Raw genomic sequence first — 14,056 nt, forward strand, 5'->3', positions numbered from 1 at the left:
CCAAACCAGCCGTATGGAAACTCGCTATGCGTTGTTTGTTGTTCGCCTGCCTGTTGCTCGGTTCATTCCCCTCGTTTGCCCTGGACCGCTTCCAGGTCGAGGGCTATACGCTGCCCAACGGCCTGCAATTGCTGCTCAAGCCCGGCACCGAGCGCGGGCATGTGGCGATTCGCCTGGTGGTCGGCGTCGGCATCGATGATTTCAACTGCGCCGACAAGGAGCTTCCGCACCTGCTCGAACACTTGCTGTTCAGTGGCATTGACGCCACCGGCGAAGGTGGTCTGGAAGAGCGCATGCAGGCGCTGGGCGGCGAGTGGAACGCCTACACCAGCAACGCCGACACCACGTTCGTCATCGAGGCCCCGGCGAAAAACCAGCGCAAGGTCCTCGACCTGCTGTTGGCGCTGTTGACCCAGACCCGAATCGACGACAACGCCATCAACGCCGCCAAGCAAGTGGTCGAGCGCGAAGACGGTGGCCATTACTCGCACCTGCAACGGTGGCTGGATCGTCAGGACCTGGGCCACACCGCGAGCAATCAACTGGCCGTGGAACTGGGCCTTAAGTGCCCGGAGCGGGCTGAGGTCGATTACCTGACCCGCGAGCAACTGGAGACGGTACGCAAGGCCTGGTACGCGCCCAATAACATGACCCTGATCGTGGTCGGCGACCTCGACCGCTTGCTGCCGGGTTATCTGGAGCGGGCCTGGGGCGAGCTTGATGCGGTTGACCCTACCGATCACCCGCCGCTGCCGGAGATCAACGCCAGCGCGGCCCATGAACGCACGCTGAGCCACGGTATCGTCGGCGCGGGTGCCAAGTTGCACTGGCTGGTGCCGGAGCCCGTGCTGGCGGATCAGCACGACGAAACCTTCGACCTGCTCAAGGATTATCTGGACTGGGCGCTCTATCGTCAGATGCGCCTCGCCCATGGTCTGTCCTACGGCCCTTCCGCTGAGCGCGAAGTGTTTGGCGGCGTGGGTTTCATGAGCCTCAACGCCGACCTTGAGCGCGACGATGTGACGGCGGCGGAACAGGTGCTGGATGAGTTGAAGGCCGGGTTACTCAAGGACGGCCTGGACGCCGCCACCTTCAACCGCCTCAAGCAGGCCGCCATCGCGCGCCAGGCCTGGGCCGTGCAAGGCAACAGCGCGTTGGCCGATTACTACTGGAGCGCGTTGAGCGACTACGAAGACGGCCGCTTCGCCGACCCGGCCAAGGAGCTCCAGGGGGTTACGCTGGAAAAAGCCAACAAGGCCATGCGTGAATTGCTCCTGCAACCGGGTTATCTGCGTATCGAGAAGCCGTTGATGAGTTATGACCAGGTGCTGTGGGCAATTGCCGGGGTGTTCGCTTTGATGGTGCTCGGGCTGTTGGCGTGGCGCATCCATCGTAAGCAATAGCCAACCCCTGTAGGAGCCGGCTTGCTGGCGATGGTCGTCAACGATAACGCGTATTTTCTGAATAAACGCGGTGCCTTTGAGTCCATCGCCAGCAAGCCGGCTCCTACAGTTTTGCGTAGGCCAGCGAACGCTACTTCACCCTCGCCACACCGCCCCCCCGGGCGGTACCCTGTCGGGGTTTTTTCCTACGACTACTGTGAACCGCCGAATGCCTACCCTGACCTTGTTCGTACAGCGCATCCTCGAACTGATGAAGCGCTATCCCGGGGTCATTGCGCTCGGCGGTTTCATTTCCGGGGTCGGCAGCTTCATGCTGGTGGATCGTCAGCAAGGCCTGGCGACGTGGATCACCATCATCATGGTGTTGAGCTGGATCTGGCTGATGCTGGAAAACAGCCTCACCAAGCTCTTCACCCGAATCTTCAAACGGGAAATTCCCCAGCCGTTGCTGCGCTACGCCACGCAGATGATCCACCAGGAAAGCCTGTTTTTTGTCCTGCCATTCTTTTTCATCACCACCACCTGGAACAGCGGCCAGTTGTTCTTCACCGGGCTGCTGGGCATCGCCGCGCTGATTTCCATCACTGATCCGCTCTACTACAAGTGGCTGGCGCCCCGGCGCTGGGCGTTCCTGGCGTTGCATACGCTGACGCTGTTTGCCGCGCTGCTGACCGCCCTGCCCGTCATCCTGCACCTGACCACCTCCCAGAGTTTCAAACTGGCGCTGGGCACCGCCGTCGTGCTGTCGTTCCCGAGCCTGGCGTCGATCTTCCCTATTCGCACTGTGCGCAACGCGCTGGCAATCCTGAGCATCACCGTCGGCATCGGCGGCGTGGGTTGGGTGCTGCGCTCGTGGGTGCCGCCAGCCACGCTGTGGATGACCGATGTGGCGATCAGTACGCAAATGCAGGACCGCACGCCGGGCAAGAGTCTGGAAGAAGTCAGCGCCGAGCAGATTCGTGGCGATGGCCTGTACGCCTACACCGCGATCAATGCCCCGCGCGGTCTCGACGAGCGCATTTACCATGTGTGGCAGTTCAACGGCAAAGAGGTCGACCGCATCGCCCTGGACATCCACGGCGGGCGCAAGGAAGGCTATCGCGCCTGGACCCACAAGCAGAACTTCCCCGGTAACCCGGCGGGCAAGTGGCAGGTTCGGGTGCTGACCGAAGACGGCCAATTGATCGGGGTGTTGCGCTTCACGATCACGGACAGCACACCGACCAAAGAAAAGTAATGCGGTTCGTGCTATTACGTAGCTCTGCGTAACAGCCGAACAAGCACGGAGCTTATGACCAGCAGCACAATGGCCGGCAATGCCCAACTGGACGCCGCTCACTCCCCCGCTCAGTTGCGGGTGACGGGTGACTGGACGCTTGCCCATTACGCCGAACTCAAGGACCTGAGCGAAAAGCTTCGCGGCCAATACGACGACAAAACCCACATCGACCTCAATGGCCTCGGCGCGCTCGACACTGCCGGGGCATCGCTGCTGGTGGAATTGCTCGGTTCGGACCGTCTCGGAAAATCCGCGGAACATCCGGATTGCACCTTGTCTGTCGCCGATCGTGCGTTGTTGCAGACCGTTTATTGCTCGATGACCGACTTCTGCGTACCGATCAAGGAAGCGGAAATCAGCGTCGGCATTCAGTTGCTGACCCGTATCGGTCGCGCAGTGGATGCCGTCTGGCAAGACACCCTGCAACTGCTGGGCTTCGTCGGTCTGATACTGGAAACCATCGCCCGTGGGCTGTTCCGTCCGAAGCGCTGGCGCATCACGCCTATGGTCGCGCACATCGAACAGACCGGCCTCGACGCCGCGCCCATCGTCGCCCTGCTGACCTTTCTGGTGGGCGCCGTGGTGGCGTTTCTCGGCGCAACGGTGTTGGCGAGTTTCGGTGCGAGCATCTTCACCGTGGACCTGGTGGCGTTCTCCTTCCTCCGTGAATTCGGCGTGTTGCTCACCGCGATCCTGATGGCCGGGCGCACCGCCAGTGCGTTTACCGCGCAGATCGGCTCGATGAAGGCCAACGAAGAAATCGACGCCATCCGCACCTTGGGTCTCGACCCGATGGAGTTGCTGGTGGTGCCACGCGTGCTGGCGCTGCTGGTGGCGCTGCCGATGCTGACCTTTGTGGCGATGCTCTCGGGGATTGTCGGCGGTGGCGTGGTCTGCGCCGTGGCGCTGGATATCTCGCCGGCGATGTTCTTGTCGCTGCTGCAAACCGACATCGGCGTTCAACACTTTCTGGTCGGCATCGTCAAAGCGCCGATCTTTGCCTTCCTGATCGCCGCCATTGGTTGCCTTGAAGGCTTCAAGGTCAGCGGCAGCGCCGAGTCGGTCGGGGCGCACACCACGTCGAGCGTGGTGCAGTCGATTTTCGTGGTGATCGTGCTCGACGCCGTGGCCGCGCTGTTTTTCATGGAGATGGGCTGGTGAGTCGTCTACCCCGAGCGCCCTCCGAGGCGGTGATTGAGGTCCGTGGGCTGTGCAATCGCTTCGGTCGCCAGAGCGTGCACGAGAACCTCGACCTGGATTTGTACAAGGGCGAAATCCTCGCGGTGGTCGGCGGTTCCGGCAGTGGCAAGTCGGTGCTGTTGCGCAGCATTGTCGGCCTGCGCCAGCCCAGCGAAGGTGTGGTGAAAGTGTTTGGTAAAAACCTGCCGACCCTGTCCGAGCACGAGCGCTCGATGGTCGAACGGCGCTTCGGTGTGCTGTTTCAGAAAGGCGCGCTGTTCTCTTCGCTGACCGTGACCGAGAACGTCGCCCTGCCCCTGATCGAACACGCCGGGCTGAGCCGCAACGATGCCGAACACCTGGCGGCGGTGAAACTGGCGTTGGCCGGGTTGCCGCTGTCGGCGGCGGACAAGTACCCCGCTTCGCTGTCCGGCGGCATGATCAAGCGCGCGGCGCTGGCCCGGGCCCTGGCGCTGGACCCGGACATCCTGTTCCTCGACGAGCCCACCGCCGGCCTCGATCCGATTGGCGCGGCAGCCTTCGATCAATTGATCCTGACCCTGCGCGACGCGTTGGGGTTGAGCGTGTTTCTGGTGACCCACGACCTCGACACGCTCTACACCATCACCGACCGCGTGGCGGTACTGGCGCAGAAGAAAGTGCTGGTGGCGGACGCCATCGACAAGGTGTCGGAAACCGACGACGCGTGGATTCACGAATACTTCCATGGCCCTCGCGGCCGCGCGGCGCTGACAGCCGCTCAACAGCTTAACGAGGTCTGACATGGAAACCCGAGCCCATCACATATTGATCGGCCTGTTCACTGTGATTGTGGTGGCAAGCGCCCTGCTCTTCGGCCTTTGGCTGGCCAAGTCCAGCGTCGACACCGAGTTCAAGGATTACGAGATCGTCTTCAACGAGGCGGTCAGCGGCTTGTCCAAGGGCAGCGCCGTGCAGTACAGCGGGATCAAGGTCGGCGATGTGGTGACCTTGCGCCTGGACCCGAAAGACCCGCGTCGCGTGCTGGCGCGGATTCGCCTCGGCGGCGATACGCCGATCAAGGAAGACACCCAGGCCAAACTGGCGCTGACCGGGATCACCGGCACCTCGATCATCCAGCTCAGTGGCGGCACGCCGCAGAGCCCGACGCTCAAGGGTCACGACGGCAACTTGCCGACGATTGTGGCCTCGCCCTCGCCCATCGCCCGTTTGCTCAACGACAGCAACGACTTGATGGCTGGCGTGAACGTGTTGATGCACAACGCCAATCAGATGTTTTCGTCGGAGAACGTCGAGCGCATCAGCAAGACCCTCGAACACCTGGAACAAACCACCGGCACCATCGCCGATCAGCGCGGTGACATCCGTCAGGCGATGCAGCAACTCTCTGCCATCGGTAAACAAGCGACGGCGACACTGGAACAGACCGCCGCCCTGATGCGCAACGCCAACGGCCTGCTCAACGATCAGGGCAAGCAGATGTTCGGCAGCGCCGAGCAAGCCATGAAGTCGCTGGAACAAAGCAGCGCGACCATCAACACGTTGCTCACCAACAACCAGGATTCGCTCAACAGCGGCATGCAAGGCCTCAATGGCCTGGCCCCGGCTGTACGTGAGTTGCGCGACACCCTGACCTCGTTGCGCGCCATCTCCCAGCGCCTGGAAGCCAACCCGAGCGGTTACTTGCTGGGCAATGACAAGAACAAGGAGTTCACGCCATGAAGCTGACTCACATCGCCCTCCTCGGCGTTTTTGCGCTGACCGGCGCCTGCTCGATCCTGCCCAAGTCCGAACCGTCCGACGTCTATCGGTTGCCTTCGGTCCAGGGCAGCGTTTCGGGCAGTTATGGCTCGGCGCAACGCTGGTCACTGCGCCTCACCAAACCGCAGGCCAGCGAGGCGTTGAACAGTCCGCAAATCGCCGTGATACCGCAAGGCGACCTGATCAGCAGCTACAAGGCTTCACGCTGGAGCGATCCGGCGCCGGTGCTGCTGCGCAATCGTCTGCTCGATGGTTTCCAGCGTGATGGCCGGGTGCCGTTGTTGAGCACCGATGACAGCAATTTCCAGGCGGATCTGGAGTTGGGCGGGAGTTTGCAAGCGTTCCAGACTGAATACCAAGGCACCGCGGCGAGTGTCGTTGTGCGGCTGGATGCGTTGCTGGTGCGTGGTTACGACCAGCGCATTCTCGCCAGCCGCCGCTTCGAAGTGCGTCAGCCGCTGAGCGATGTGAAGGTGCCGGCGGTGGTGGCCGGGTTTGGTCTGGCGAGTGATCAGCTGACGGCGCAGGTGGTGGATTGGGCGGTTGAGCAAGGACAGAAAGTCGCGCCGCCAGTTAGGCCCTGAAGGTCCTGCGGACCTTATCGCCGGCAAGCCAGCTCCTACAGGTTCGGTGTTGTACGCATGGTGCGTGAACGCCACAATCCTGTAGGAGCTGGCTTGCCAGCGAAAAATCCCAAACTCACCCGAAGAACCAGTAGCAGACGCCAATGGCGCCGAGCACCCCGGCCAGCTCCGCCAGCAACGCACACCCCACTGCATGCCGTGCCCGCTGAATCCCCACCGCGCCGAAGTACACGGCCAGCACATAGAACGTCGTTTCCGTACTGCCCTGAATCGTCGCCGCTACCAAGGCAGGGAAGCTGTCTACCCCGGACGTCTTCATGGTTTCGATCAGCATCGCCCGTGCGGCGCTACCGGAGAACGGCTTGACCATCGCCGTCGGCAGCGCGTCGACGAAACGCGTATCCCAACCGGCCCATTCCACCAGGTGCCGAATACCGTCGAGGCCGAAATCCAGCGCACCGGACGCCCGTAGTACACCGACGGCACAGAGCATCGCCACCAGATACGGCAGCAGATTCTTCGCCACGTCGAAGCCTTCTTTCGCACCTTCGACGAAGGCCTCGTAGACCTTCACTTTGCGCAGCGCGCCGATCACCAGGAACAGCATGATTATCCCGAAGAGCGTCAGATTGCCGAGGATCGACGACAAACTGGCTAGCGCGGTGGCCGAGAGCGTTGCCAGCAACGCCATGAAACTACCAAGGATCAGGGCACCGGGAATCATATAGGCCAGCACCACCGGGTCCCACACGCGCAGGCGTTGCATGAACGCGACAGCCAGGAAGCCGACGATGGTCGAGCAACTGGTGGCCAGCAGGATCGGCAGGAACACCAGCGTCGGATCCGGCGCGCCTTGCTGCGCGCGATACATGAAGATCGTCACCGGCAACAGGGTCAGGGAGGAGGCGTTGAGCACCAGGAACAGGATCTGCGCGTTGCTGGCAATGGTGTCGCTGGGGTTGAGCTCTTGCAGCGCCTTCATGGCTTTAAGGCCGATCGGCGTAGCGGCGTTGTCCAGGCCCAAGCCGTTGGCGGCGAAGTTCAGGGTGATCAGGCCGATGGCGGGGTGACCGGCCGGCACTTCTGGCATCAGGCGCAGGAATAACGGGCCCAGCGCTCTGGCCAGCCACTCGACGATCCCGGCTTTTTCGGCGATCCGCAGAAAACCCAGCCAGAGGGTGAGGGTGCCGAACAGCAGGACCATGACCTCGACCGACAACTTGGCCATGGCGAAAATGCTTTCCACCATCGCCGCGAAGATCCCGGCATTCCCGCCGATCAGCCACTGCGCCAGCGCCGACACGGCCGCCACAATGAAGAAGCCAAGCCAAAGGCCATTGAGCATCAGTAAATCCCCCGAAGAATGCGGCGAATGATAGCGGGGTAGCCAGAAACGACAAACCCCGGATTTCTCCGGGGTTCGTTTGTGCAATTGCGTCGTACACATAATGTACGTGCAACCGCGTCCTGTAGGAGCCGGCTTGCCGGCGATCGAGACGCCGCGGTGTGTCAGTCACACCACGTTATCGTTCATCGCCGGCAAGCCGGCTCCTACAGGGTCAGTTGTTGGACACTTCGCCGACCGGCAGCTTTTCCTTGCTGCGCCAGTGCGGCAGGGAGTTCCAGTAGCGCTGGCCCTTGGCGTCGTCGTACATGCCTTCCCAACGGGCGATGACCAACACGGCCAGGGCGTTGCCGATCACGTTCAGCGCGGTACGCGCCATGTCCATGATGCGGTCGACACCGGCGATGAACGCCAGGCCTTCCAGCGGGATACCCACGCTGCCCAAGGTTGCCAGCAGCACCACGAAGGACACGCCCGGAACGCCGGCGATGCCTTTGGAGGTGACCATCAGGGTCAGGACCAGCAGCAATTGCTGGCTGATCGACAGGTCGATGCCGTAGAGCTGGGCAATGAAGATTGCCGCGATGCTTTGATACAAGGTCGAACCGTCGAGGTTGAACGAGTAACCGGTTGGCACCACGAAGCTGCAGATGGCCTTCGGCGCGCCGTAGGCTTCCATCTTCTCGATCACACGCGGCAGCACGGTTTCGGAGGAGGCGGTGGAGTAGGCCAGTACCAGCTCATCCTTGAAGATGCGCATCAGCTTGATCACCGAGAAGCCGAACAGGCGAGCGATCAGGCCCAGCACCACGAAGGCGAAGAAGGCGATGGCGACGTAAACCAGGATCACCAGTTTGGCCAGCGGCAGCAGGGACGCGAAGCCGAAGTTGGCTACGGTCACCGCGATCAGTGCGAATACGCCGATCGGGGCGTAGTTCATGATCATGTGGGTGACCTTGAACATGCTTTCCGACACGCCCTGGAACATCGTTACCAGCGGGTCGCGCAACTCGGGCTTGAGGCTCGACAAACCGAGACCGAACAGCACCGAGAAGAAGATGATCGGCAGCATTTCGCCGCGGGCCATGGCCGCGAAGATGTTGGATGGGATCAGGTTGAGGATGGTTTCGATGAACGCGTGTTCATGCTGTACCTCGGCGGCGGTCGCCTGGTACTTGGAAATATCCACGGTACCCAGGGTGCTCATGTCGATGCCGGCACCCGGGTGGAACAGGTTGGCGAGCAGCAGGCCAACGACGATGGCGATGGTGGTGACGACTTCGAAGTAGATGATCGTCTTGAGGCCGATGCTGCCGAGTTTCTTCGCGTCACCGACGCCCGCAATACCGACGATCAACGACGAGATCACGATCGGGATCACGATCATCTTGATCAGACGGATAAAGATATCGCCTGCTGGTTGCAGAACGTTGCTGATCCACCAAGCCTTTTCGGCACTGAAATGGTTGAGCAGCGCACCGATTGCAATCCCCAATACCAGACCGATTAGGATCTGCCAGGCGAGGCTAAGCTTTGCCTTCTTCATATCTTTACCCTTACTTGCGTTTGACTCAGGCAGATGCGGGAACTGGAACGCTTTTGGCGAAAAAGTCTTGTGCATCTGCCCCCGTATAAGGTGCCCCGGAGCGAGTATTTATGGCTCTCTGGCAGGCGAAAAAAGGCGCAACTATTCCGATGCAAGGATGCGACGTCTAATGCCGTAAACGCCTACCCTATGCCGAATCGGCATGAGGTTTTTTCACTGAAAGCGACGTCGCAAACGGTTCGAATATGACATTTCGGCAGGCATATGTGCCGTGAACCGGCCATCTCCGGGCAGGCTGGGTGTTTTTTGATCAGTGGTGCGGGAGGGGGATTTCAGAAAAATCCGACAATCAGAGGTGAGAAATCGCTGCAAAATAAGGCGGTTTTTTCTCGATGTACGGTCACGAAAGAAACACCGGGAAAAGTATTTTCCGGTGAATAGTCGTGCGAATGAGAGGTTGGAACAGCGAAACCGGATGGATCGCTCTATTTCAAAGCGTTGCGCGCAAGCTCTTCGCAAGCCCGTCGAGCCACGGAGGGACGACGAACTTGCGTCGCAGCTTTTTCCTGACCCGGCCCTTTCGCAGGTACTCCCTGTACCCGTAGGTCACTCCGCCCCTGAAACAGGCAGAACGTCCCGACCCCTTGGTCATGCGTCTACCTTCCTCAGGTAGCGCATTGGAGAGAAGCAATGTTGCTTCTTTCGTGTGACAAATTCGGTACCAGCCCGGATCTTTCTTCAGTTGTTTTCTTCGCCGTTCCTGGCCGCCATCGCGATGGCACTGCCGCCCGGGAGCAGGGCGGCTGCCAACGTTTTGGGTGAAACGCTCATCTTCAACCTCGACCGCGACGGCCAAAGAAGAACGAAGCAATGAACATCACCAGGAACACGACAAAGAGAATCTTGGCGATACCCGTGGCGGTGCCCGCGATACCACCGAAGCCCAGTACTGCAGCGATGATGGCAATGATCAAGAATGTGATTGCCCAGCTCAACATGGTGATTCTCCTTACGCTTCTATTTAGAGAGGCTACTTGTGGTGCGTTTCCCGGCGCCGCGAGCGCGCCAAGTTCGTGTGTCTAGAACACCCAACGCTCCTGACGTGTCAGCTCGTCCGCAGGCTGAGCCTGGTCGACATCCATCATTCGCGTCGGGGCGCTGTCAGCGAAGCTGCTGCTGACGGCGCTGAAGTGGGTTTGGGTCGGATGCTGAATCGACACGCGTGGCGCTTCTTGCTGCTGGCTCTGCTCCCAACGCTGAAACTGCTGGCCGCCGATCAAGGTGATCAAAAGCGCCAGAACAGCAAACAGGCCTTGCTGGATATGCAGTGGCGAGATACGCAATTGGGCGGCACGTTGGCGATTCATCCTGAAGCTCCTCCCACTCTGTAGTGATCTTGTTATGGGCCTCGTTTCTGAATGCCCTGGTTAATCAGGTTGTTGCAGCCTGCATGCCAGCTTTTAACGGCGATAAATATCAATAAAATCAGCTAGTTATGATTCTCATGAAAATCATGCCGGACGCATCCTGCACGATGGCTCTTCCACAGTCGTGCGTAATGCACGATGGATTTGTAGGAACTTTCATTTTTTTTGAATTGCGGGGAGGGCGCGGATGTCACAAGGAAAGATGGGGAATCAACTGAAAACCGGCTATCTGATAAAAAAACAACAAAATCAGGTGATTAACCGTAGGGTGAGGAGCGAGCTACCCTGCGGTAGCCGGAATCGACCAGAATCAACCATGCAACTTGCCCGATTATTCCGGGACTAAACCAAGATCATTCTTTAAGGAGCGTAGGAAAATGGAGTCAGCCACTGAGCATCAAGGCCGCATTCTGCTGGTGGACGACGAATCCGCCATCCTGCGAACGTTCCGATACTGCCTCGAAGATGAAGGCTACAGCGTCGCCACTGCCACCAGCGCGGCGCAGGCCGATGCGCTGCTGCAACGCCAGGTGTTCGACCTGTGCTTCCTCGATTTGCGCCTCGGCGAGGACAATGGCCTCGACGTGTTGGCGCAGATGCGCATTCAGGCGCCGTGGATGCGCGTGGTGATTGTCACCGCACATTCGGCTGTGGACACCGCGGTGGATGCCATTCAGGCCGGCGCCGCTGATTATCTGGTCAAGCCGTGCAGCCCCGATCAATTGCGCCTTGCCACCGCCAAGCAACTGGAAGTGCGGCAACTGTCGGCCCGTCTGGAGGCGCTGGAAGGTGAAGTGCGCAAGCCCAAGGACGGTCTGGATTCCCACAGCCCGGCGATGAAAGTGGTGCTTGAAACCGCCCGCCAGGTGGCCAGCACGGATGCCAACATCCTGATCCTCGGCGAGTCCGGTACCGGTAAGGGGGAGCTGTCCCAGGCCATTCATGGCTGGAGCAAGCGCGCGAAAAAATCCTGCGTCACCATCAACTGCCCATCGCTGACCGCCGAACTGATGGAAAGCGAGTTGTTCGGTCACAGCCGTGGCGCGTTCACCGGCGCCAGTGAAAGCACGCTCGGGCGAGTGAACCAGGCTGACGGCGGAACGCTGTTTCTCGACGAGATCGGCGATTTTCCCCTGGCATTGCAGCCAAAGTTGCTGCGATTCATCCAGGACAAGGAATATGAGCGCGTCGGCGACCCGGTCACCCGCCGCGCCGATGTGCGCATCCTCGCGGCCACCAACCTCAATCTTGAAGACATGGTCCGCGACGGTCGCTTCCGTGAAGATTTGCTCTATCGCCTGAACGTCATCACCTTGCACCTGCCACCGCTGCGCGAACGGCGGGAAGATATTCTGAACCTGGCTGAGCGTTTTCTGGCCCGGTTCGTCAAGGAATACGCACGTCCCGCGCGGGTTTTCAGTGAAGAAGCCCGTGAAGCGCTGCTCAGCTATCGCTGGCCCGGGAACATCCGCGAGTTGCGCAACGTGGTCGAGCGGGCGAGCATTATTTGTCCACAGGAACGGGTTGAAATCAGCCACTTGGGCATGGCCGAAACCCCGGTCAACAATGCGCCACGCATCGGCGCTGCGCTGAGCCTGGATGAACTGGAGAAGGCCCACATCGGCGCGGTCCTCGCCACCGCCGACACCCTGGATCAGGCCGCCAAGACGCTCGGCATCGACGCTTCGACGCTCTACCGCAAACGCAAGCAGTACAACTTGTGAGCCCTGCGCGATGAAACTGGCGATGAAGTTGCGTACTCGGCTTTTTCTGAGTATTTCCGCCTTGATCACCGTGGCGCTGCTGGGGCTTTTGCTCGGTCTGGTCAGCGTGATGCAGATGGCGGGAACCCAGGAAGCGCTGATTCGCAACAATTTCGTCACCCTGGACCTGGGCCTGAAGATGCGCCAGACCCTGGGCGATCAACTGATCCTCATGCTGGGCGAAAAATCGGATCCAGCGGCGTTTGAAACGTCCAGGCTGCATTATCTTCAGTTGGTGGATGAAGGCATCGCCCATGAGCAGAATCAAGAGGGCGGCCAACACGGTTTCAGGCAGGCCAAGGACGATTACCTGCGGTTTCTTCAGGCGCTGGACCAGGCACACGATCCGTCCCATGTACTGAGTGGCAACGAAGACCTCGCCGAAAAACTCAACGTGTTGCGCAACGGGCTGATTACCGAGCAAAAGCGAGCGCTGGATACCATCAATGAAACGCAACGTCAGGCGCGGGAACGAGCGCTGCTGATTGCCGGCCTGCTCGGTCTGGTCGGGTTGGCGGTGCTGATCATCGGTTTCATCACTGCTCATGCGATCGCGCGTCGTTTCGGTGAACCGATCGAGGCGTTGGCCCAGGCCGCCGACAATATTGGCCAAGGCAATTTCGAGGTAACCCTGCCGATTTCCTCGGCAGTGGAAATGAATCTGCTGACCAAGCGTTTCGGGATCATGGCCGAGGCTCTGCGTCAGCATCAGGCCACTAATATCGACGAACTGCTCGCCGGCCAGCAGCGTTTGCAGGCGGTGCTCGACAGCATTGATGACGGGCTGCTGATGATCGACCGCGACGGCCATCTGGAACACCTCAACCCGGTGGCGCAGCGCCAGTTGGGTTGGGACACCGATCGTCTTGGTCAGGGGCTGGGTGCCGCGCTCGAACGCCCCGAGCTGGATCAACAGCTGCAACTGGTGCTGCGTGGCGGCACGTTGGAGCGGGCGCCGGAGGACCTGAGTATCGAGGTCGATGGCGAGTCGCGGTTGCTCACGTACAGCCTGACGCCGGTCAGTCATACCCAGGCCCAGATTCTGGGCGCGGTAATGGTGTTGCATGACGTCACCGAGCAGCGTGCTTTCGAGCGAGTGCGCAGCGAGTTCGTGTTGCGTGCGTCTCATGAGCTGCGAACGCCGGTCACCGGGATGCACATGGCATTCGGCCTGTTTCGGGAGCGCACGCACTTTGCGCAGGACTCGCGAGAAGCGGACCTGCTGGACACCGTCAATGAAGAGATGCAGCGTTTGATGCAACTGATCAACGATTTGCTGAACTTCTCCCGCTACCAGAACGGTCTGCAGAAACTCTCGCTGGCGCCGTGTTCCATCGAGGAGCTGCTCGAGCGGGCCCGGTCGCGGTTCGCTGATACAGCGCAAGAGAAGGGCATCAACCTGCTGGTTGAGGTGCAAGGTCCGTTACCGTGGTTGCAGGCCGATCAACCGCAACTGGACCGTGTGCTCGACAACCTGATCGACAACGCCTTGCGCCATACCGGCCCTGACGGCCAGATACGCTTGCAGGCGCGGCGTCATGGGGAGCGGGTGATCATCAGCGTCGAGGACAATGGCGAGGGCATCGCCTACGGCCAGCAGGGGCGGATCTTCGAGCCTTTTGTGCAGGTCGGGCGCAAAAAGGGTGGCGCGGGGCTCGGCCTGGCGTTGTGCAAGGAAATCGTGCAGTTGCACGGTGGGCGGATGGGGGTTTATTCGCGGCCGGGGCAGGGCACGCAGTTCTACATGGCGTTGGCGGTTTAACGCGCGT

Annotated in this window: 12 protein-coding genes; 8 read left to right on the forward strand and 4 right to left on the reverse strand. The window is 60.5% G+C overall.

What is annotated here, in order from left to right; all coding sequences use genetic code 11:
- The first annotated feature begins 26 nt into the window (after positions 1–26).
- The 6 genes from J4E42_RS08795 to J4E42_RS08820 all read left to right on the forward strand — a co-directional run bounded on the left by J4E42_RS08795 (position 27) and on the right by J4E42_RS08820 (position 6,206).
- Positions 27–1,403 (forward strand): pitrilysin family protein, encoded by a 1,377-nt coding sequence (locus J4E42_RS08795; RefSeq protein ID WP_207285011.1) that lies wholly within the window; start codon positions 27–29, stop codon positions 1,401–1,403.
- A 208-nt stretch (positions 1,404–1,611) separates the two neighbouring features.
- Entirely contained in the window at positions 1,612–2,640 is a 1,029-nt protein-coding gene (locus J4E42_RS08800; protein WP_192228126.1) for a DUF5924 family protein, read from the forward strand.
- Between the two features lie 54 nt (positions 2,641–2,694).
- Positions 2,695–3,843 (forward strand): ABC transporter permease, encoded by a 1,149-nt coding sequence (locus J4E42_RS08805; RefSeq protein WP_032828683.1) that lies wholly within the window; start codon positions 2,695–2,697, stop codon positions 3,841–3,843.
- Positions 3,840–4,643, forward strand: a complete 804-nt coding sequence (locus J4E42_RS08810) for an ABC transporter ATP-binding protein (RefSeq protein ID WP_192417834.1) — start codon at positions 3,840–3,842, stop codon at positions 4,641–4,643. Before J4E42_RS08805 ends, J4E42_RS08810 begins: the two co-directional genes overlap by 4 nt.
- Position 4,644: 1 nt before the next feature.
- Complete coding sequence (locus J4E42_RS08815; protein ID WP_207285012.1) at positions 4,645–5,583, forward strand: MlaD family protein; 939 nt, start codon at positions 4,645–4,647, stop codon at positions 5,581–5,583.
- Positions 5,580–6,206: an ABC-type transport auxiliary lipoprotein family protein gene (locus J4E42_RS08820; protein ID WP_207285013.1), complete on the forward strand. Its 627-nt coding sequence runs from the start codon at positions 5,580–5,582 to the stop codon at positions 6,204–6,206. Before J4E42_RS08815 ends, J4E42_RS08820 begins: the two co-directional genes overlap by 4 nt.
- A gap of 115 nt (positions 6,207–6,321) precedes the next feature.
- On the opposite strand, the gene J4E42_RS08825 is transcribed toward J4E42_RS08820, so the two are convergent.
- From J4E42_RS08825 to J4E42_RS08840, 4 genes are all read right to left on the reverse strand, one after another.
- The gene (locus tag J4E42_RS08825; protein WP_008027633.1) at positions 6,322–7,551 is read right to left on the reverse strand and encodes a nucleoside recognition domain-containing protein; all 1,230 of its coding nucleotides are present in this window, start codon (positions 7,549–7,551) and stop codon (positions 6,322–6,324) included.
- A gap of 214 nt (positions 7,552–7,765) precedes the next feature.
- Positions 7,766–9,097, reverse strand: coding sequence for a glutamate/aspartate:proton symporter GltP (gene gltP, locus J4E42_RS08830; RefSeq protein WP_008044718.1), 1,332 nt, complete (start codon positions 9,095–9,097; stop codon positions 7,766–7,768).
- Positions 9,098–9,930: 833 nt separating this feature from the next.
- Positions 9,931–10,095 carry a DUF1328 domain-containing protein gene (locus J4E42_RS08835; RefSeq protein ID WP_003177151.1) on the reverse strand — a complete coding sequence of 55 codons (165 nt, stop codon included), beginning with the start codon at positions 10,093–10,095 and terminating at the stop codon, positions 9,931–9,933.
- A gap of 81 nt (positions 10,096–10,176) precedes the next feature.
- On the reverse strand, positions 10,177–10,464 hold the full coding sequence (locus J4E42_RS08840) for a hypothetical protein (protein ID WP_008044713.1): 288 nt from the start codon (positions 10,462–10,464) through the stop codon (positions 10,177–10,179).
- Positions 10,465–10,901: 437 nt separating this feature from the next.
- On the opposite strand from J4E42_RS08840, the gene algB reads away from it, so the two are divergent.
- Entirely contained in the window at positions 10,902–12,248 is a 1,347-nt protein-coding gene (gene algB, locus J4E42_RS08845) for a sigma-54 dependent transcriptional regulator (RefSeq protein WP_207285014.1), read from the forward strand.
- A 10-nt stretch (positions 12,249–12,258) separates the two neighbouring features.
- Positions 12,259–14,049, forward strand: a complete 1,791-nt coding sequence (locus J4E42_RS08850) for an ATP-binding protein (protein ID WP_207285015.1) — start codon at positions 12,259–12,261, stop codon at positions 14,047–14,049.
- The last annotated feature ends 7 nt before the right edge of the window (positions 14,050–14,056 follow it).

It is taken from the genome of Pseudomonas sp. FW300-N2A2, assembly GCF_017351735.1.
GTDB classification, from domain to species: domain Bacteria; phylum Pseudomonadota; class Gammaproteobacteria; order Pseudomonadales; family Pseudomonadaceae; genus Aquipseudomonas; species Aquipseudomonas migulae.

What these genes read in the sequence shown, in the direction of transcription:
- gltP (WP_008044718.1), bottom strand. Translation starts at nt 9,097, where the DNA reads ATGAAGAAGGCAAAGCTTAGCCTCGCCTGGCAGATCCTAATCGGTCTG.
- J4E42_RS08835 (WP_003177151.1), bottom strand. Translation starts at nt 10,095, where the DNA reads ATGTTGAGCTGGGCAATCACATTCTTGATCATTGCCATCATCGCTGCA.
- J4E42_RS08795 (WP_207285011.1), top strand. Translation starts at nt 27, where the DNA reads ATGCGTTGTTTGTTGTTCGCCTGCCTGTTGCTCGGTTCATTCCCCTCG.
- algB (WP_207285014.1), top strand. Translation starts at nt 10,902, where the DNA reads ATGGAGTCAGCCACTGAGCATCAAGGCCGCATTCTGCTGGTGGACGAC.
- J4E42_RS08815 (WP_207285012.1), top strand. Translation starts at nt 4,645, where the DNA reads ATGGAAACCCGAGCCCATCACATATTGATCGGCCTGTTCACTGTGATT.
- J4E42_RS08800 (WP_192228126.1), top strand. Translation starts at nt 1,612, where the DNA reads ATGCCTACCCTGACCTTGTTCGTACAGCGCATCCTCGAACTGATGAAG.
- J4E42_RS08850 (WP_207285015.1), top strand. Translation starts at nt 12,259, where the DNA reads ATGAAACTGGCGATGAAGTTGCGTACTCGGCTTTTTCTGAGTATTTCC.
- J4E42_RS08825 (WP_008027633.1), bottom strand. Translation starts at nt 7,551, where the DNA reads ATGCTCAATGGCCTTTGGCTTGGCTTCTTCATTGTGGCGGCCGTGTCG.
- J4E42_RS08805 (WP_032828683.1), top strand. Translation starts at nt 2,695, where the DNA reads ATGACCAGCAGCACAATGGCCGGCAATGCCCAACTGGACGCCGCTCAC.
- J4E42_RS08820 (WP_207285013.1), top strand. Translation starts at nt 5,580, where the DNA reads ATGAAGCTGACTCACATCGCCCTCCTCGGCGTTTTTGCGCTGACCGGC.
- J4E42_RS08840 (WP_008044713.1), bottom strand. Translation starts at nt 10,464, where the DNA reads ATGAATCGCCAACGTGCCGCCCAATTGCGTATCTCGCCACTGCATATC.